The organism is Amycolatopsis sp. NPDC051128 (assembly GCF_040682715.1).
Taxonomy (GTDB): Bacteria; Actinomycetota; Actinomycetes; order Mycobacteriales; family Pseudonocardiaceae; genus Amycolatopsis.
In genome coordinates this window covers 114,783-133,793 of the sequence record NZ_JBFBBN010000019.1, presented here as the reverse complement: position 1 = coordinate 133,793, position 19,011 = coordinate 114,783, and the positions used below count along the sequence as shown (strand labels likewise).

Annotated in this window: 17 protein-coding genes; 6 read left to right on the top strand and 11 right to left on the bottom strand. The window is 70.7% G+C overall.

The genetic code is table 11. From position 1 onward, the window contains the following. Window positions 1–60: 60 nt before the first annotated feature. Both rfbD and rfbB read right to left on the bottom strand, forming a co-directional pair. Complete coding sequence (rfbD, locus tag AB0M82_RS21185; protein ID WP_364724210.1) at window positions 61–954, bottom strand: dTDP-4-dehydrorhamnose reductase; 894 nt, start codon at window positions 952–954, stop codon at window positions 61–63. Window positions 955–958: 4 nt separating this feature from the next. Further along, window positions 959–1,948: a dTDP-glucose 4,6-dehydratase gene (rfbB, locus tag AB0M82_RS21180; RefSeq protein WP_364724208.1), complete on the bottom strand. Its 990-nt coding sequence runs from the start codon at window positions 1,946–1,948 to the stop codon at window positions 959–961. 137 nt (window positions 1,949–2,085) lie between these two features. Here rfbB and AB0M82_RS21175 point away from each other — a divergent pair, with 137 nt between their 5' ends. Together AB0M82_RS21175 and AB0M82_RS21170 are read left to right on the top strand one after the other, a co-directional pair. Beyond that, window positions 2,086–3,612 (top strand): LCP family protein, encoded by a 1,527-nt coding sequence (locus AB0M82_RS21175; RefSeq protein WP_364724205.1) that lies wholly within the window; start codon window positions 2,086–2,088, stop codon window positions 3,610–3,612. 121 nt (window positions 3,613–3,733) lie between these two features. Continuing rightward, entirely contained in the window at window positions 3,734–4,930 is a 1,197-nt protein-coding gene (locus AB0M82_RS21170) for an LCP family protein (RefSeq protein WP_364724258.1), read from the top strand. Between the two features lie 72 nt (window positions 4,931–5,002). On the opposite strand, the gene AB0M82_RS21165 is transcribed toward AB0M82_RS21170, so the two are convergent. Continuing rightward, the gene (locus AB0M82_RS21165) at window positions 5,003–5,839 is read right to left on the bottom strand and encodes an NAD(P)H-binding protein (protein ID WP_364724203.1); all 837 of its coding nucleotides are present in this window, start codon (window positions 5,837–5,839) and stop codon (window positions 5,003–5,005) included. Between the two features lie 109 nt (window positions 5,840–5,948). Between AB0M82_RS21165 and AB0M82_RS21160 the strand changes: the two genes are divergently transcribed. Continuing rightward, a complete protein-coding gene (locus AB0M82_RS21160) occupies window positions 5,949–6,659 on the top strand; it encodes a TIGR03089 family protein (protein ID WP_364724201.1) in 711 nt (236 codons plus the stop codon). 60 nt (window positions 6,660–6,719) lie between these two features. Here AB0M82_RS21160 and AB0M82_RS21155 read toward each other — a convergent pair whose 3' ends face one another. Next, on the bottom strand, window positions 6,720–7,160 hold the full coding sequence (locus AB0M82_RS21155; protein ID WP_364724198.1) for a DoxX family protein: 441 nt from the start codon (window positions 7,158–7,160) through the stop codon (window positions 6,720–6,722). A gap of 259 nt (window positions 7,161–7,419) precedes the next feature. On the opposite strand from AB0M82_RS21155, the gene AB0M82_RS21150 reads away from it, so the two are divergent. Further along, a complete protein-coding gene (locus AB0M82_RS21150) occupies window positions 7,420–9,282 on the top strand; it encodes a translation factor GTPase family protein (protein ID WP_364724195.1) in 1,863 nt (620 codons plus the stop codon). Here AB0M82_RS21150 and AB0M82_RS21145 read toward each other — a convergent pair. From AB0M82_RS21145 to AB0M82_RS21135, 3 genes are all read right to left on the bottom strand, one after another. Then, entirely contained in the window at window positions 9,279–10,094 is an 816-nt protein-coding gene (locus tag AB0M82_RS21145) for a DUF1206 domain-containing protein (protein WP_364724256.1), read from the bottom strand. The two genes, AB0M82_RS21150 and AB0M82_RS21145, sit on opposite strands and share 4 nt — an antisense overlap. A gap of 165 nt (window positions 10,095–10,259) precedes the next feature. Further along, entirely contained in the window at window positions 10,260–10,685 is a 426-nt protein-coding gene (locus tag AB0M82_RS21140; RefSeq protein ID WP_364724192.1) for a hypothetical protein, read from the bottom strand. A gap of 405 nt (window positions 10,686–11,090) precedes the next feature. Beyond that, window positions 11,091–12,248, bottom strand: a complete 1,158-nt coding sequence (locus AB0M82_RS21135) for an acyl-CoA dehydrogenase family protein (RefSeq protein WP_364724189.1) — start codon at window positions 12,246–12,248, stop codon at window positions 11,091–11,093. A gap of 104 nt (window positions 12,249–12,352) precedes the next feature. Between AB0M82_RS21135 and AB0M82_RS21130 the strand changes: the two genes are divergently transcribed. Both AB0M82_RS21130 and AB0M82_RS21125 read left to right on the top strand, forming a co-directional pair. Then, complete coding sequence (locus AB0M82_RS21130) at window positions 12,353–14,014, top strand: AMP-binding protein (protein ID WP_364724187.1); 1,662 nt, start codon at window positions 12,353–12,355, stop codon at window positions 14,012–14,014. An 18-nt stretch (window positions 14,015–14,032) separates the two neighbouring features. Then, entirely contained in the window at window positions 14,033–14,575 is a 543-nt protein-coding gene (locus tag AB0M82_RS21125; RefSeq protein ID WP_364724185.1) for a hypothetical protein, read from the top strand. A 49-nt stretch (window positions 14,576–14,624) separates the two neighbouring features. Here AB0M82_RS21125 and purE read toward each other — a convergent pair whose 3' ends face one another. From purE to AB0M82_RS21105, 4 genes are all read right to left on the bottom strand, one after another. After that, a complete protein-coding gene (gene purE, locus AB0M82_RS21120; protein WP_364724183.1) occupies window positions 14,625–15,122 on the bottom strand; it encodes a 5-(carboxyamino)imidazole ribonucleotide mutase in 498 nt (165 codons plus the stop codon). A gap of 10 nt (window positions 15,123–15,132) precedes the next feature. Continuing rightward, on the bottom strand, window positions 15,133–16,317 hold the full coding sequence (locus AB0M82_RS21115; protein WP_364724180.1) for a 5-(carboxyamino)imidazole ribonucleotide synthase: 1,185 nt from the start codon (window positions 16,315–16,317) through the stop codon (window positions 15,133–15,135). Between the two features lie 101 nt (window positions 16,318–16,418). Continuing rightward, a complete protein-coding gene (locus tag AB0M82_RS21110; protein WP_364724178.1) occupies window positions 16,419–17,642 on the bottom strand; it encodes a glycosyltransferase 87 family protein in 1,224 nt (407 codons plus the stop codon). Next, window positions 17,617–18,966, bottom strand: coding sequence for a glycosyltransferase 87 family protein (locus tag AB0M82_RS21105; protein ID WP_364724175.1), 1,350 nt, complete (start codon window positions 18,964–18,966; stop codon window positions 17,617–17,619). The genes AB0M82_RS21110 and AB0M82_RS21105 overlap by 26 nt, the downstream gene beginning before the upstream one ends. Window positions 18,967–19,011 lie beyond the last annotated feature (45 nt).

The window sequence follows — 19,011 nt, the reverse complement described above, 5'->3', positions numbered from 1 at the left end:
AATGTGGCATTCGGTGCATCCAACGCACCCAACGCCACATTGGGGCGCTTGAGTCTGGGCCTACTCGGCCGCGAAGTAGGCGTCCAAAGCTTCTTCCCACGGGCGCATCGGCGTCAGCCCGGCTTCCCGCCAAGAAGCCGGGGACAGCACCGAGTACGCCGGGCGCGCGGCCGGGCGCGGGAACTCCGCCGTCGTGCACGGCTTGACCCGCTCCGGGTCCGCGCCCAGCCTTTCGAAGATCGCCTTCGCGAACCCGCACCAGCTCACCGAACCCGCGTTCGTGCAGTGCAGGATCCGCCGCTCGGGCCCATCACCGGCAGCCACCCGGGAAGCCAGCTCCAAGAGGCCCGACGCAAGATCCGCCGTCCAAGTAGGACCACCGACCTGATCGTCCACAACGGACAGTTCAGGCCGGGAAGATTCCAGCTTCGCCATGGTCTTCACGAAGTTCGACCCCGACTTGCCGTACAGCCAGCCGGTGCGCACCACCCAGGACGACGCGCCCGAGCCGAGCACCGCGTCCTCGCCCGCCGCCTTCGTGCGGCCGTACGCCGAACGCGGTCCCAGCTCGTCGGAAGGCTCGTAGGGCGCGGAAGCGTCACCCGGGAAGACGTAGTCGGTGGACACGTGGATCAGCGGCACCCGGCGCGACGCGCAGGCCGCGGCGAGCACGCGCGGGCCGTCGGCGTTCACCGCGAACGCGCGTTCCTCGTCCGTCTCCGCCGCGTCGACCGCCGTGTACGCCGCCGCGTTGATCACCACCGGCGCCGAGCCGGCTTCGCGCGCCCGGTCGGCCAGCGCGCCGACCGCGGCCAGCACCTGGCCCGTCTGGGTCAGGTCCAGCTCCGCCGATCCCGGCGCGACGACGTCCAAGGAGCCCGAAGCCGACCCCGCCAGATCCCGGCCGAGCTGTCCGGAACCACCGGGCACGAGCACCGTCAGCCGCACAGGCACATCCCTACTTCTTCAGCGCGGCCCGCCCCGCCAGCGGCTCCCACCACGCGCGATTTTCCGTGTACCAGGCCACTGTCGCGGCCAGACCGTCCTCGAAGGACACGCGCGGAGCGTACCCCAGCTCGGTGCCGATCTTGGTGATGTCCACCGAATACCGGCGGTCGTGACCCTTGCGGTCGGCGACCGGTTCGACGCGGTCCCAGCCGGCGCCGACCGCGGCCAGCAGCCGCTCGGTCAGCTCGCGGTTGGTCAGCTCGGTGCCGCCGCCGATGTTGTAGATCTCGCCCGGCCGCCCGCCGTCGGCGACCAGCTGGATGCCATGACAGTGGTCGTCCACGTGCAGCCAGTCACGGACGTTGAGGCCGTCGCCGTAGAGCGGCACCTTGCCCCCGTCGAGGAGGTTGGTGACGAACAGCGGGATGACCTTCTCCGGGAACTGGTACGGACCGTAGTTGTTGGAGCACCGGGTGACGCACACCGGCAGCCCGTGGGTGCGGAAGAACGAGCGCGCCACCAGGTCGGACGACGCCTTCGACGCGGAGTACGGCGAGTTCGGCTCCAGCAGGTGGTCCTCGGTCCACGAACCGTGTTCGATCGAGCCGTACACCTCGTCGGTGGACACGTGCACGAACTTGCCGACGCCCTCCTCCAGCGCCGCCTGCAGCAGGTTCTGCGTGCCCAGCACGTTCGTCAGCACGAAGTCGGCGGCGCCGAGGATCGAGCGGTCCACATGCGACTCGGCGGCGAAGTGCACGACCAGGTCCACCCCGCGCATGACCTCGGCGACCAGGGCGGGGTCGCAGATGTCGCCGCGGACGAACCGCAGCCGCGGGTCCGCGGCCACCGGGGCCAGGTTCGCCTCGTTGCCGGCGTAGGTGAGCTTGTCCAGCACGACCACCTCGGCGTCACGCAGGGCCGGATAGGCGCCGGTCAGCACCTGCCGGACGTAGTGCGACCCGATGAAGCCGGCACCACCGGTGACCAGGACCCGCATTTTCCCGCCTTTCCTCGGCCCCCATCGGGGCGATCAGCCACCAGCCTACGGAGGTCCGACAACACCCTCAGTAGAGTCATGGGGGAGGCACAGGGGTGCCCTGGGGGAAGTACGGGGTTTCACAGGGGAGGAAGCGCGTGACCGAATGGCCTGCGCCGCCCGTCCCGGCGCGCCGTAACCACGGCGTCGCCATCTTGGCACGCCGCGGCGGCAAGGTCGTCGTGTCCCTGCTGTCGGTCGCGATCCTGGCGCTGACCTGGTACGGCTGGAACTACATCGGCGACCCGAACACCGGTTTGACCACCACGAACGTCTTCGCCGACACCGAGGCGCACGCGAAGCCGCTCGACGGCGCCATCGACATCCTCCTGGTCGGCCAGGACAGCCGCACCGACGCGCAGGGCAACCCGCTGCCCCGCGAGGTGCTGGACATGCTGCACGCCGGCGTCTCGGACGGCGAGCTGAACACCGACACGATGATCCTCGTGCACATCCCCCAGAACGGGAAGCACGCGATCGCGATCTCGTTCCCCCGTGACTCCTGGGTGGAGCTGGCCGGCGGCTACGGCAAGCACAAGCTCAACGGCGCGTTCGTCTATGCGTACACGGACAATTACAAAACGTTGCAGCGCCAGGGCATGACCGATCTCAAGCAGGCCGACAAGCAGGCGAAGGTCGCCGGGCGGAAGAACCTGATCGCCACGATCGAGAAGTTCATCGGCAAGCCGGGCATGATCGACCGCTACGCCGAGGTCAACCTGGCGAGCTTCTACGAGATCACGAAGTCGATCGGCGGCGTCGAGGTCTGTCTCAAGGGTCCGGTCAAGGAGAAGCGGTCCGGCGTGGACCTGCCGGGCGGGCGCCAGTCGATCGAGGGCGTGCAGGCGCTCGCGTTCGTCCGCCAGCGTTACGGCCTGCCCAACTACGACCTCGACCGGATCGCCCGCCAGCAGGCGTTCCTCTCCGGGCTGGCCCGGAAGGTGCTCTCGACCGACGTGCTGACCAGCCCGGTGAAGATCGCCGACCTCGTGACGGCGGTGAAGAAGTCCGTCATCCTCTCGCAGGGGTGGGACCTGATGGAGTTCGCCGAGCAGATGCGCGGGCTGACCGGCGGCAACATCGAGTTCCACACCATCCCCACCCAGGGCGACGCGGTGATCGGCGGCGCCGACGTGGTGCGCGTCGACCCGGCCCAGGTGGCGGCGGAGGTGACGCGGCTGACGTCGGACGGGGAAACCCCGGCGACGCCGACGGCCACGCAGCTGCCCGGCGCGAAGGCCGTCACGATCGAGCTGTTCGACGGCTCCGGCTCGCCGGCGGTGGCCGGCCAGACGCACACGATGCTGCAGGACAAGGGCTTCACGCTCGCCGCCGACCAGCGGCTGAGCACCCGCAACACGACCGTGATCCGGTACAACCCGGCCGACGACACCGCACTGGGCCTGCTCAAGCAGGTGCTGGGCACCACGTTCCAGGCCGAGCCCGACCGGGACGTCACCGCCGGGCACGTGCGCGTGCTGCTGGGCAAGGACTTCCGGAACTCGGCGGCGGCCGGCTCGGGCGGCGCGCCGACGTCCACGGCCGCGAAGCCGCCCGCCCAGCCGTCGACAGCCGCCCCCGCCGCGCCGCCGATCACCGCGGGCGACGTCCCCTGCGTCAACTAGACTGAGTACGCAGGGTGTTCGGGGGAGGTAGACCAGGGTGGAAGACGAGCGGGAAGAACCGGAGCCGTCCGCCGATCCGGTGACGGAGAGCGACGATCCTGAGTGGAAATCGTCGCCGCTCCTGCGGCAAGACGCGGCGGAGGAAGCCCCCTCGCGGGCACGGCGGGCCGGGCGGGTGACCCGCCGGGTCGCGGTCGGACTGGTGTCGCTGCTCGCGCTCGGCGCCACCGGCTACGTCTACGTCACCAAGGACCAGCTGCAGAACACCATCCCGAAGACCGACGTGCTCACCCCGCGGGCCGGCGAGAAGCCACCACCGCCCGCGGACGACGGGGCGGACGACATTCTGCTCGTCGGCAGCGACGCGCGCACGGACGCGCAGGGCAACGCGCTGCCCGCCCGGGTGCTGCGGGAGCTGCGCACCGAAGCCAACAACGGCGCGGTGAACACCGACACGATGATCCTGTTGCGGGTGCCGAAGAACGGCGCGAAGCCGTCGGCGGTCTCCGTCCCGCGCGACACCTGGACCGAGGTCCCCGGCCGCGGCAAAGCGAAGATCAACTCGGCGTACGGCATCGCGAAGGCCCACTTCGCGCAGGCGTCGCGGGCGCAGGGTGAGCGTGACCAGGCGAAGATCGAGCGTGACTCCGACACCGAGGGCCGCCGGGTCCTGGTGCAGGCGCTGCAGGACCTCACGCAGGTGCGGATCGACCACTACGCCGAGGTCAACCTGCTGGGCTTCTACCTGCTCACCGAGGCGCTCGGCGGCGTCAAGGTGTGCCTGAACCACGCGACCGAAGACAAGGACTCGGGAGCGGACTTCCGCCGCGGTGAGCAGACGGTGTCCGGCGGCGAGGCGCTGTCGTTCGTCCGGCAGCGCAAGAACCTGCCGCGCGGCGACCTCGACCGGATCGTGCGGCAGCAGGCGTTCCTGTCGTCGGCGCTACACCAAGTGCTCTCGGCGGGGACGCTGACCAGCCCGGGCACGCTGACCGGCCTGACGGATGCCGTGCACAAGTCGCTGACCCTCGACCCGGGGCTCGACCTGCTGCAGTTCGCCCAGCAGGCGAAGGGCATCGCTTCGGGCGACCTGACGTTCGCGACGATCCCGGTGATCACCGCGAACGGCCGCAGCGAAGACGGGCAGAGCATCGTGGAGATCGACCCGAAGGCGGTCCGGGAGTTCGTCGCGGGTCTCGCCGGACGCGCCGCCGCGCCGGCGGCTCAGGCCCCCGCGGGCGGTGGCTCGGGCAGCGGTGCCGCCCCCGCCGCGGCACCGCTGCTCCAGGCCTCCGCCGGAGTCCCCTGCGTCAACTGACGTCACTTTCACCATGAAAGTGATCCGGAGTAGCCGCCTCCACATCACTTTCATGGTGAAAGTGACGGGTCGTCAGGCGAAGTCGGCGCGGTGATCCTCCGCCCACTGCCGGAAGGTCCGCGGCGTGTGCCCGGTCACTTCGCGCACCACGTCCGTCACCATCGACGGCTCCCGCGTCGTGCGCTCGATCGCCCGCAGGATCTCCGGCGGCACCTCGGGCGGCCAGCCCAGCGCCGCCATCCGCTCGGCGGCCTGCTCCGGCGTCAGCTCTTCGACCCGCAACGGCCGCCCGAGGACGTCGGCGAGGATCGCCGCCTGCTCGCGGAAGCTGACCGGCTCCGGCCCGCTCAGCTGCAGCGCCTCCCCGGCGTGCGAGCCGTCGATCAGGATCTTCGCCGCGACGTCGCCGAGGTCGCGCTCGTGGATCGCGCCGACGCGGGAGTCCGGGTACGGGGTGCGGACCACGCCCTCGGCGATGTCCGCGCGCCAGCCGAGCGTGTTCGTCGCGAACGAGCCCGGGTTGAGCAGCGTCTCCGCGAACGGCGCCGCGATCAGCGCCTCCTCCACCACTCGATGCAGCCGCGCGATCCGGCTCCGAGCGGACTTCGGTTCGAGCGTCGCGCCCGACGACAGCAACACGACGTGCCGCACGCCGGCCGCTTCGGCCGCCTTGACGAAGCCGTCGATCCCTTGCCGCTGCGTGTAGAGGAAAACCGACTCGACGCCGTCGAGCGCGGACTCCAGCGTCGACGGGTCTTCGAGGTCGGCGCTCACCTTCGCGACGCCGTCCGGGACGTCGAGCGTGGCGGCGTCGCGGCTCGACGCGCGCACGTCCTGACCTGCGGCGACGAGTGCGTCGAGGACGGCGCGCCCGACGTGTCCACTGGCGCCGGTGACGAGAGTGGTCATGAGTGTTCCCCAGCTCCAAAGTTAGATTTGCTTGCAAAGCAAAGCTACCGAGCACTCTGATCAGGTGTCAACCGGCGAAGCGCGTCGTTCGCGCTTTAGCCTTGTCCCCATGAGCCTGACCGACGAGCTGCTGCGCCCGCTGCTGGCCTCGCCCGCCCGACCGCTGATCACCCACTACGACGACCAGCTGGGCAGCCGCGTCGAGCTGTCCGTGGCGACCACCGCCAACTGGGCGGCGAAGACGGCCAACTGGCTGACCGAGGAGTTCGACGTCGAACCGGGCGACGCCGTGGCGGTGCAGCTCCCGGCGCACTGGCAGACCGTCGGGGTGCTGCTCGGGGCGTGGTGGTGCGGGGCACGCGTCGTGACCGAGGGTGCCGGCGCGCGGGTGGCGTTCGTCGGGCCGGACGACCCGGAGCCGACCGGCGCTGCGTCGACAGCCGTCGTGACGCTGGACCCGATGGGCCGCGGCCTCGACGAGCCGCCGGGCGGCGGCGCGTTCGACTACCTGACCGAGGCGCGGAGCGCGGGCGACCAGTACAGCCCGCTCTTCGCGATCCCGGGCGGCACGGCAGCCCTGTTCGAGTCCACTGTGGACGAGGTACTGGCCGAAGCCAGGGCCCGCGCGGCGAAACTCGGCATCGGCTCGGACGACCGGGTGCTGTCCACCCGGGACTGGAGCGAGCCGGAAGGCATCCTCGACGGCCTGCTCGTCCCCCTGGCCGCGGGCGCCCACCTGGTCCACGTCAGCAACGCGGACCCGGCGAAGCTGGCCGCCCGCCGCGACGCCGAACGCACCACGGCGGACCTCCCCGCGTAAGCCGTGAATGTCGCATTGAGGGACTTCAAGTCCGTCAATGCGACATTCACGGAGTTGCGGTCAAGCGTTCTGCAGCTCGCCGGCCTCGGCGTCGCGGCGGGCGCGCCGGCGGCCCCACAGCAGGTGGTCCAGCGAGAGCCGTCCGCCGTTGAAGCCGAGAGCGAGCCCGGCGAGCGCCAGCACCAGGACGAGCTCGTAGCCGCCCTGGCCGGTCAGGCCGTTGTCGATGTGCACCGAGAGCAGCGCGCCGACCGAGATCACGACGTAGCCGAGGCCGACGAGCGGCAGCAGGAACCCGACAATGAACGCGATCGAGCCGAGGATCTCGACGGCCATCGCGAAGATCGCGGCGACCGTGGGCAGCGGGATTCCCGTCATCTCGAAGAACTTCGCCGTGCCGTCGATGCCGTTGTTCCACTTCTGGAGCCCGTGCGCGAGGAAGACGACCGCGACGCCGATCCTCCCCAGCAGCAGGGTCACGTCCTTGAATCGTCCGAACATCCGGTTTCAGCTCCCCGGTAGGTGAAATTTCAACTGACCTGAACCAAAGTAGGGCACCCGGCACCACGACCCGAAGCTTCGGAGTGTGATCGACAGGGAACCGACAGGGACGGCGGCGACCGGAAAACCGGTTTCGCGCGCCCCTGTCGCGGCGCTACCTTCGCCCTGACCTGCGTCCACGACCGTGAGGAGACCCCGATGCGCCGACAGACCGATCGAACCGGCCTGTCCCCCGCATCACAGAGGATCTCCCACGACCGTGAAGACCCTGAACATCGGCATTCTCGCGCACGTCGACGCCGGTAAGACCAGCCTGACCGAGCGTCTGCTCTTCGAAGCCGGCGTCATCGGCCGCCTCGGCAGCGTCGACCGCGGCGACACCCAAACCGACTCGCTCGAACTCGAACGCCGTCGCGGCATCACCATCCGCTCCGCGGTGGTCTCCTTCGTGACCGGCGACACCCGGATCACCCTGATCGACACGCCGGGCCACTCGGACTTCATCGCGGAGGTCGAGCGCGCCCTGCGTGTGCTCGACGGCGCCGTCCTGGTGGTGTCGGCCGTCGAGGGCGTCCAGGCCCAGACCCGCGTGCTGATGCGCACGCTGCGCCGGCTCGGCATCCCCACGCTGATCTTCGTGAACAAGATCGACCGGATGGGCGCGCGCGACCTCCTCGAGGACATCCGAGCGAAGCTGGCGCCGCGGACGATCGCGCTGGGCGCGGCCACGCTCGACGAGCTGGCCGAGCTACTGGCCGACGGCGACGACGCCTTCTTGAAGTCCTATGTGGACGACCGCGTCGACGCCGCGGCCTGTCGCGCCGAGCTGGCCAGGCAGGTCGCGCGCGGGGTGCTGCACCCGGTGCTCCACGGCTCGGCGATCACCGGCGCCGGCGTCGCGGCCCTGGTCACGGCGATGGCCGAGCTGCTCCCGGCCACCGAGCGCACCGGCGACGGTCCGCTGCACGCGACGGTGTTCAAGATCGACCGCGGTCCCGCCGGCGAGAAGATCGCCTACGCGCGCCTGCACTCGGGCTCGCTGGCGGCGCGACAACGGACTTCCTTCTACCGCGGGGAAACCGAGTTCACCGGCCGCGTCTCGGCGATCGAGGTCGCCGGGGACGACGTGGCGTTCGCCGGCGACGTCGCGCGGGTGCGCGGCCTGCGTGAGGTCCGGATCGGCGACCGGCTTGGCTCTCCCGGCCGCACCCGCGACGGCGTGTTCGCGCCGCCGAGCTTGGAGTCCGTCGTGCGGCCGGTCCGGCCCGAACAGGCTGCGGCGCTGTTCACGGCACTGACCAGGCTGTCCGAAGAGGATCCGTTGATCGACGTCCGCCGTCGTGACCACGACGTTTCGGTGCGGCTCTACGGGGAAGTGCAGAAGGAGGTGCTGCGCTCGATGCTCGCCGAGGGCGCCGGGATCGACGTCACCTTCGAGCAGACGCGCACCCTGTACGTCGAGAAGCCGGTCGCCCGCGGGGAGGCTGTCGAAGACCTGGATCCCGAGCATCGGCTGTACTTCTTCGCCGCGATCGGGTTGCGGGTCGAGCCGGGGCCACCCGGATCCGGCGTCGCCTTCGGCCTCTCGGTCGAGCTGGGCTCACTGCCCCTGGCGTTCCACCGGGCGATCGAGGAAACCGTCCACGCCACGCTGGAACAGGGACTGCACGGCTGGGAAGTGCTCGACTGCGCCGTCACGCTGACCCACGCGGCGTTCTACAGCCCGAACAGCGTCGCGGCCGACTTCCGCAAGATGACGCCACTGGTGCTGATGGCCGCGCTGAAGGAGGCCGGCACGCGGGTGCATGAACCGGTGCACCGCTTCGAACTGGAGATCCCGGCGAACGCCGTCAGCGCGGTGCTGCTCAAGCTCACGGACCTGCGCGCGGTGCCCGGCGAGCCGGTCGTCGGGGCGACGTCGTGCACGCTGCACGGCACGATCCCGGCGGCGCACGTCCACGAGTTCGAGCAGGCCCTCCCCGCGCTCGGCCAGGGCGAGGGCGTCTTCCTCAGCGAGTTCGAGGACTACCGGCCCTACCCCGGTCCGCCGCCGACCCGGCCGCGGACCGGAGAGAACCCGTTGAATCGCAACGAGTACCTCGCGCAGGTGGCACGGCGTTAGCGCTTGTGGGCCCAGGCCGCGGCGAAGCAGTAGACCCCGAACGCGGCGAGGCCGAGCGCCACCACGGTCAGCAGCACGGTGCCGAAGGGCTGGGCGGCGAGCGTCTTGAGCGCGGCGTCCAGCCCGCCGGCCTTGTGCGCGTCGGAGTTGAACCCGGCGATGGCCAGCAGGATCGCGACGACCGTGAAGACGACGGCCTTGGCGAGGTACCCCGTCGTGCCCAGCCAGCCCACCCAGCGCCGGCTGCGTCCGGGCAGCTCGGTGGCGTTGAGGTCTTCGAGGAACTTCTGCTTCACGCCCTTGATCCCGGCGGCGATCGCGACGCCGAAGACAGCCGCCCCGGCGATGACCACCAGCGCCGGTCCGGCGGGCAGCGACAGCAGCTTGCCGGTGAACTCCTGCTGCTTCTCGCTGCTCGACCCGCCGCCGCCGCTGCCGGTGGCGAGCCGGAAGGCGGTGAAGCCGAGCAAGATCACGACGACCCCGCGGGCGGCCGCCCCGATCCGCTTGCGCGTCCGCTTCCCGCCGCTGACCCACTCGTAGCCGGTGGCGGCCATCAGGAACTGCCAGAGCCCGAACAGGACCAGGCCGATGGCGAGGATCCAGAGCAGGACCTGGCCGAACGCCGTGGAGCCGACCTGCTGCAGGGCGCCCTTCTGGTCGGCCTGCTCACTGCTTCCGAACGCGACCTGCACGGCGAGGTACGCGATGACGAGGTGCACGACGCCGTAACAGGCCATGCCGACCCGGCCGAGGAGCTGCGCGGTGTCGCTCTTCTCGCCTCTTTCGGCGGTGGCTTCTGTCCGGTGCACGCCTTCTGTTGTCCGGTTCACGCCTTCTCTTGTCCGGTTCATTCCTGCCGGGTACCCACTCCGGTCCGCCTCCGGCTGGGCTATGCGGGGGAACCGGAGTGCCGCAATCGGCGGTTCGCTCCCGGATCCGCGACCGAGCGGCTACCGACCGAAGCCGGCTTCGGCCTAGGCGGGCCGGCGCCGGATCGCGTCGAGGCCCGCCCAGCCGCCGCTGGCGGCGAGGAGCGCCAGCACCTGCTCCGCCTGCTCGGCGAACCGCGCGAGGTCGTCGTGCAGCAGCGCCGCGCGTTCGCCGTCGAGCTGCTCGAAGTCGTCGAACCACAGCGAGATCGCCGAGCCCGCCGTGACGACGAGCCCCTGCGTCAGGCGCAGGAGCCCGGGCGACGGCTCGGCGGCGGCCGCGCGGTAGGCCGTCTCGATCTCGTCGCACGCGGCCAAGAGCTCACGCAGCTGGCGGACGGCGTCGGCCGGGGTCCCGTCCCAGGCGGCCGTCGGCCAGGTGCGATCGGACAGCTCGAGCCACAGCCGCCAGCCGGCGACCAGCTCGGCTTCGTCGTGGGGCGTCCAGGACGCCGGAACCGGCCAGTACATGCTTCGAGAGTGACACCGCCGGAGCGGAAATCCGCCCCGGCGGTGGGTTATGTCTCATGTGGCGAAGCTCAGCCGATCACCGGCGGCAAGGACTTTGTCCCCGAAGTCGGCAAGCGCTCTCGCGGTGCCGGCGACTGACTTAACACGCGCGGCGTTTCAGCTGGTAAGGGAGATAAAGCGGGCCTCGACCGCGCGCAGCGGCGTCGAAGGAACGGGAGGGCTTGATACCGGCTACGGCCTCCGGCAGACTCGAAGGCGGGTAGCTAGGTTTTGTGCGGCCGGACGTCCGGCCTGCGGCTTGGTGGCCGCGCACCTGGGGGCACTTGACGTGGTTATCCAGTAGCTGCCGGCCGGCCTGCGACCCCCGGTGCGATTCCGCACCGGGGGTCGTGGCTTGTCCGGGTGTCAGCCCTTGAGCAGGGCGCGGGCCATGACGACCTTCTGGATCTGGTTGGTGCCTTCGTAGATCTGGGTGATCTTCGCGTCGCGCATCATGCGCTCCACCGGGAAGTCGCGGGTGTAGCCGGCGCCGCCGAAGAGCTGGACCGCGTCCGTCGTCACCTCCATCGCGATGTCGGACGCGTACGCCTTCGCCGCCGAGGCCATGAAGCTCGCTCGCTTGTCGCCGCGCTCGGAGGCCGCCGCCGAGGCGTAGACCAGGTGGCGGGCCGCCTCGATCTTGGTGCCCATGTCGGCCAGCATGAACTGGGCGCCCTGGAACTCGGCGATCGACTTGCCGAACTGCCTGCGTTCCTTCACGTACGCCACCGCCGCGTCGAGCGCGCCCTGCGCGATGCCCAGCGCCTGCGCGCCGATCGTCGGGCGGGTGTGGTCCAGCGTGCGCAGCGCCGTCTTCAGGCCGGTGCCGGGCTCGCCGATGATGCGGTCCGCCGGGATCGTGCAGTTCTCGAAGTAGATCTCACGGGTCGGCGAGCCCTTGATGCCGAGCTTCCTCTCCTTCGGGCCCACCGAAAAGCCCGGGTCGTCCTTGTGCACGACGAACGCCGAGATGCCGTTGGCCTTCTTCTCCGCGTCCGGGTCGGTCACGACCATCACCGTGTACCACGACGACTCGCCGGCGTTGGTGATCCAGCACTTGGTGCCGTTGAGCACCCAGTGGTCCCCGTCGAGCCGGGCGCGCGCCCGCATCGACGCGGTGTCCGAGCCCGCCTCGCGCTCCGACAGCGCGTACGACGCCGACGCCTCGCCCGACGCGATCGACGGCAGCACCAGCTTCTTCAGGTCCTCCGACGCCGACAGGATGATCGGCTGCGTGCCGAGCTTGTTCACCGCCGGGATCAGCGACGCCGACGCGTCGACCCGGGCGACCTCTTCGATCACGATGCAGGCGCCGATGGCGTCCGCGCCCTGGCCGTCGTACTCCTCGCCGATGTGCACGGCGTTGAAACCGGACTTGACCAGCGCGTTGTACGCCTCGACCGGGTAGCGCTCGTTCTCATCGACCTCGGCCGCGTACGGCGCGATCTCCTTCTCGGCCAGAGCCCGGACCGCGGCCCGCAGCTCCTCGTGCTCCTCGGCAAGCTGGTACAGGCCGTCGGTCACTTCGGGTCACCTTCTCTACGACGTCGGGAGAGTTCTGTCGATGTTAGCGCTCGTTCACTGGCAGCGTCCTTGTGTCCTTGACCGCAGATTTCTATGGTCGGGTGATGCCGCTCACCGCGCCGACGACGCCGCCCGGCCTGCCCGCCTCCCTCGACTACCCCGAAGTGCCGGCCGGTTCGATCCTCGCCGCGGGTGCCGCGCGCTGGGGTGACCGGACCGCCTTCGCCCACGACGGCCGCAGCACCACCTTCGCCGAGACCTACCGCGCCGCGTGCCGGTTCGCCAACGCCCTGCGCGAACGCGGCATCGGCCGCGGCGACGTCGTGGCGCTGCATCTCCCGAACTGCCTCGCCTTCCCGGTCGCCTACTACGGCACCCTGCTGGCCGGGGCCACCTTCAGCCCGGCCAACCCGCTGCTCCCGCCGGACGACCTCGCCTTCCAGCTCGCCGACTGCGAAGCCGCGGCGATTGTGACGTTCGGCCCGGTCGCGGGCGCGCTGGCGAGCATCGCCGACCGGATCCCGGCGCGGTTCACCGTCGTCGTGAACCCGGCCGGCGACCTGCTCGACGGCCAGGCCGAGTTCGAGGCGTTCCACGCCGGGCAGCCGGAGACGCGGCCCGAGATCGACATCGCGATCCACGAGGACCTCGCCCACCTCGCCTACACCGGCGGCACCACCGGCCGCTCGAAGGGCGTGCGGCTGTCGCACCGCAACGTCGTGGTGAACACCCTCCAGTACGCGTGCTGGGGCACCGGCTCGGTACCGGCGCTCGACGCGCGGGGAGACGTCACGATCGACCAGATCGGCAGCGCGGACGAGTGGCCGTCGCGGCTGGGCACCGGCGTCGCGATCAACCTGACGCCGTGGTTCCACGCGATGGGCATCATCGGCGGGCTGAACGCGGCGGTGATCGCGGGCACCACCATCGTCCTGCACACGCGCTTCGACCCGGCCGCATACGTCGCCGACGCCGAACGGCTGCGCATCACCGGCATCGGCGGCGCCCCGGCGCTGTTCGCCGCGCTGCTCACGACACCGTCGTTCCACACGGCCGACCTCTCGTCGGTGAAGACGATCGGCTCCGGCGCGGCGCCGATGAACCACGCGATGATCAACGCGCTGCGCAAGCGCTTCCCGGACGTGGTGGTCAGCGAGGGCTACGGCCTCACCGAGGCGACGATGGGCGCGGTGATCTCGCCGACGTACCGCTCGGGCACCCGGAAGGTCGGCTCGGTGGGCGTCCCCATCTTCGACACGGAGGTCAAGGTCGTCCCGGCCGAGGGCGGCGAAGACCCGCTCCCGGCGGGTGAGCAGGGTGAGGTCTGCCTGCGCGGGCCGCAGATCATGCTCGGCTACCGCAACCGCCCCGAGGAGACGGCGGCGGCCTTGGCCGGCGGCTGGCTGCACACGGGCGACATCGGCGTCCTCGACGCCGACGGTTATCTGTCCATCATGGACCGCAAGAAGGACATGCTGCTGTACAAGGGGTACAACGTCTTCCCGCGCGAGCTGGAGGAGCTGCTCATCACGATGCCGGGCGTCGCGGCGGCCGCGGTGGTCGGGCGGCCGGACACCGAGGTGGGCGAGCTGCCCGTCGCCTTCGTGGTGCCGCGCGGGGAGCTCGACGCGACCGCGTTGATGGCCGCCGTCAACGAGAAAGTGGTGCCCTACAAGCGGTTGCGCGAGATCCACGTGGTCGAGCGGATCCCGGTGTCCGCGGCCGGGAAGGTGCTCAAGCGCGAGCTGCGGGAACAGCTCCGATGACCGGACAGGATCCAGGCGATGCTCGCGATCTTCTCAGTCGTCTTCCCGGCCGCGGTCGCCACGGTGTTCTTCCTGATCCTGTGGCACGACAACAAGGTTCTGTACGCACCACGTGAGTTCGGCGCGAACACGAGCGTCGCCGAGTACGCCGAAGCGATGAGCCGGAACTCGCGGAGGAGCATCGACGCCCTGGAGTCGTTGCTTGCCGAGTCGCTGGAAGCGGTGAACGGCAAACTCGACGCGCTGGGTGCGACACCCACCCAGCGCGACGAAATCGTCGCCTCCGTCCGGTCGGCGGCGCGGCGCCCACTGGAGATCCTCGTCAACGGCAACACGACCGTGAAGGACCTCCTGAACGCAGTGTTCTTCGCGGTCAGTCCGCGTGTGCGCCCGTACACCTACGGCAAGGAGTGGATCCTGCGAGACGGCCCCACCGGCAGGCTCCTCAAGGACATCGGGACCGCCTGGGCGAAGAGCCACTTGAAGGCCCATGACGACGAACGACCGCTGAGCGAGATCGGCATCCACGGTGGAGACGTGCTCACCGCCGCACTGCTCTGACGTGCCGCGCCGGCCCGTTCCGGCCGTCGAACAACGGCGACGCGCGACCCTAGTGGCCGGTCTTCTCGCGCAGGGCCGCGTCCTTGTCCAGGACCAGTTTCTCCAGGTCCGCCTGGAACCGGGCCATCTTCGCGCGCAGGCCCTCGTCCGACGCGGCCAGGATTCGGACCGCCAGGAGGCCCGCGTTGCGCGCGCCGCCCACCGAGACCGTCGCCACCGGGACGCCCGCCGGCATCTGGACGATCGACAGCAGCGAGTCCATGCCGTCCAGGTACTTCAGCGGCACCGGGACGCCGATCACCGGCAGCACCGTCGCCGACGCCACCATGCCCGGCAGGTGGGCCGCGCCACCCGCGCCCGCGATGATCACCCGGATGCCGCGGGCCACCGCCGACGTCGCGTAGTCCAGCATGCGCTGCGGGGTGCGGTGCGCCGAGTAGACGCCGACCTCGTACTCGACGCCGAACTCGTCGAGCGCCGCGCCGGCCGCCTCCAGCACCGGCCAGTCCGAGTCGCTGCCCATGATCACGCCCACCTGCGGCGCCATACCTGATCTCCTAGTGAATCTCGTAGCCGTCGAGCCAGACGGCGTGGGACAGCCAGTGCGCCGACAGCAGCGCGCGGTTGCGCAGGTCGTCCATGCGCTCACCGGCGAAGTTCACGTGCCCGAGCTTGCGCCCCGGCCGCTCCTCCTTGCCGTAGAGGTGCACCCGCACCTCGGGGTACCGCGCGAACAGGTGGTGCAGCCGCTCGTCCGGCCCCATCTCGGGCGGCGCCGACGCGCCCAGCACGTTCGCCATCACGCACGCGGGCGCGACCAGGTCCGTCCGGCCCAGCGGGTAGTCGAGCACCGCGCGCAGGTGCTGCTCGAACTGCGACGTGCGCGCGCCGTCCATGGTCCAGTGCCCGGAGTTGTGCGGGCGCATCGCGAGCTCGTTCACCAGCAGCCCGGTGTCGGTCTCGAACAGCTCGACCGCCAGCAGGCCCGTGACGTCCAGCGTCGACGCGATCCGCAGCGCGAGGTCCTGCGCCTCGTGCACCCGCTCCGGCGAGAGCCCCGGCGCCGGGGCGAGGACCTCGGTGTTGATGCCGCCGGTCTGTACCGTCTCGACCACCGGGTACGCCGCGCCCTGGCCGAAGGGCGAGCGGGCGACGAGCGCGGCCAGCTCCCGCCGCATCGCCACCTTCTCCTCGACCAGCAGCGCCGTGCCCGCTTCCAGCAGCTCCGGCAGGATCTCCCGGGCGTGCCGCGCGGTGTCCAGCATCCAGACGCCGCGGCCGTCGTAACCGCCGGTCGACGCCTTGAGCACGACGGGCCAGCCGTGCTCGCCGCCGAAGGCCAGCACGTCGTCCACAGTGGACACCTCGGCGAAGGCGGGGCCCGGCACGTCGAGGCCGGCCATCATCTCGCGCATCACGAGCTTGTTCTGCGCGAAGCCCAGCGCGGACGGTGCCGGGCGGATGACGCAGCCTTCCATCGCCAGCGTCAGCAGGTGCTCACCCGGCACGTGCTCGTGGTCGAACGTGAGCACGTCGACCGACGACGCGAACGCGCGCAGCGCCTCGAGGTCGGTGTGGTGCCCCAGCACGACGTCGCCCGCGACGAGGCCCGCGGCCTCGTTCTCGCCCGCGGCGAGCACGCGCAGGGACTGGCCTAGAGAGATCGCCGCCTGGTGGGTCATCCGGGCGAGCTGGCCGCCGCCCACCATGCCCACGACGGGCAGACCGGTGTGTTTGTCCATAGCGTGCTCAGACTACTGTGTCGGCTTTTGCCAATCCGGCTGGCAGTCACGGCCGAACGGGTGCCGGTGGGCGGCCGGCTCCGGAGCGTGTCCGCCTGCCTTCAGCCGGACTGGTAAACGGTGACGACCCGCGGTGACCGCCGGGCCAGGCGGAGCTCACGCGCCGCGAGCCCGAGGATCCCGGCCGCCGCCGCGAGCACGTAGCCGTTGCCGAGGACCGACCAGCCCAGGCCCCAGCCGAACTCCGTGCCGCCGCCGTTGGGCACCAGCATCACGATCTGCGAGACGAACAGCAGCGCGACCGCCGCCGCGGCCCACCAGCGGGCCTTCACCAGCAGCAGCGTGACCAGGGGCACGCACCAGACCCAGTGGTGGGACCACGACACGGGCGACAGCAACAGCCCGTAGAACGCCGTGACCAGCAGCGCGGCCGCATCCTCGCCGCGCCGGTGCAGCCGCACGACCAGCCACACCGCGGGCACGGCGAGCGCCGCCGCCACCCCGACCGCCACCACCAGCGACCAGGGGGCCAGCGCCGAAGCCCGGTTGACCAGGCCGTTGAGCGACTGGTTGAAGATCCAGTGCACCGACCCGACCCGGCTCGGGTCGGTCGCCGAATCCCGCCAGAACCGCGTCGCGTCGACCGGGATGACCGCGAACATCGCCCCTTCGAGTGCCGCGAACGTGCCCAGGGCCCGCAGCCCGTCCTTCCACCGGCCCGTGAAGAACAGGTGCGGAACGAAGATCAGCGGGGTCAGCTTGATCGCCGCCGCCACGCCGATCAGCACGCCCGCCCAGCGTGCCTGCCTCAGTGAGAGCACCAGGACGTCCAGCACCACGAACGCCATCAGTATCAAGTTGATCTGGCCCAGGAACAGCGTCTTCCACACCGGTTCCAGCGCCAGAGCGGCGGCCGTTCCCGCCGGCAGCGCCCACCAGCTTTTCACCCAAAGCTGAGGGGAACGCCCCGGCGACGACGAAACCACCGTGATCACGACCATAAGGGCGACCACCGACAAAAACCCGAGCACGCCCCAGACCAGGCCCGACGGCACGAGCGCGAGCGGCAGGAACAGCGGCGCGGCGGCCGGCGTGTAGGTGAACGGCAGCCGCACCCAGCCGGGCAACGCGGTCAGCACGTCCCGCGTGTAGAGCGGGTCGCCGTGCAGCAGCGTCAGCGCGCCCGCGCGGTAGACCGCGCTGTCCGCGCCCAGGTGCCAGCCGGCGAGCCAGCCGACCACACCGAAAACCAGGACCAGCAGCGCGATCCCGCCGGCGAGAAGCCGGCCGGCGCGCGTCTCAGACGCCGGTCGCGACGTCGACATGCTCGTCCGCAGCGGCCTTCTTCCGCGCTCGGCGGAGCAGACCCCAGCGGAGGACCAGCGCCGCGGCCAGCACCACCGGCATGAGGATGTAGGCGTCGCCCAGGATGTTCTGCCACACCTTCCAGTGCAGCTCGACGTTGCGCCCGTTGGGCAGGATCAGCAGCACGCAGCTGACGAACACGAACGCCACCAGGCCCGTCCCGGCCCAGCGCTTCCACGCCGTCGCCGGGGTGGTCTTCGGCAGCCGCGACACCAGCAGCACGATCAGCGGGACCACCCAGACCCAATGGTGGGTCCACGAGATCGGCGAGATCAGCAGCGTCCAGAACGCGGTGACGAGCAGCGCGGCCAGCGCCTGGCCCTTGCGGTGGAAGCGCATCAGCAGCCACAGCGCCGGGATCGCGAGCAGGAGGCCGATGCCCATCGCCGCCTTCGACGCCCACGGGGCGAGGTCGGTGGCCCGGTTCATCAGCGCGTTCAGCGACTGGTTGCCCGCCCAGTGCACCGGCCCGATCCGGCCGGTGTCGGGCAGCGTGACGGTCCAGTACTTGGCCGCGTCGTGCGCGTTGACCAGGAACATCAGCCCCTGCAGCACCACGAACGTGGCGAGGCCGCGCAGCGCGTCCATCCGGCGGCCGGTGATGAACAGGTGCCCGAGGAACACCAGCGGCGTGAGCTTGATCGCCGCCGCGACACCGACCAGCACCCCGCCCCAGCGGCTCCCCCGTGCGCCGATGACCAGCATGTCCAGCAGGATCACGGCCATCAGGATCAGGTTGATCTGGCCGAGGAAGATCGTCCGCCACACCGGCTCGAGTGCGAGGAAGACCAGGAAGAACACGATGGTCGAGCGGGCGGGCGAGGCCCACCAGCGCGGCCCGTCCGCGGCCGGGCGGGGCAGCGCGCCGATCGCGATCCGGACCGACAGCGCCATCGCCCCCAGCGACACGGCGGTGATCAGGCCCCAGGAGACCTGCGTCGGGAACGCCGCGAGCGGGACGAAGAACAGCGCCGCCGTCGGCGGGTAGGTGAACGGCAGCAGCGCCCACCACGGCTCGGGGGCGAGGGTGTTGGCGTCGTAGAGCGAGTCGCCGTGCAGCAGGGTGAGCGCGCCGGCGCGGTAGACCGCGCTGTCGACGCCGAGCACCCAGTCGTGCTGCCAGCCGTAGAGGCCGTACCCGATCGCGACCAGCGGGATCACCGACAGGATCAGGATCGACCGAGGGCGGACGGACAGGCGGGCGAGTGACTTCCGCAGGGCCAGGCGGTGCTGCGAGCTGGCCGCGACTTCGCCGTCGACGTCGGTGGATACGGTCTCGGTCACCGCACCAGGAAATCATGGCCGGTCCGGTCCAGGTCAGGAAGGGTC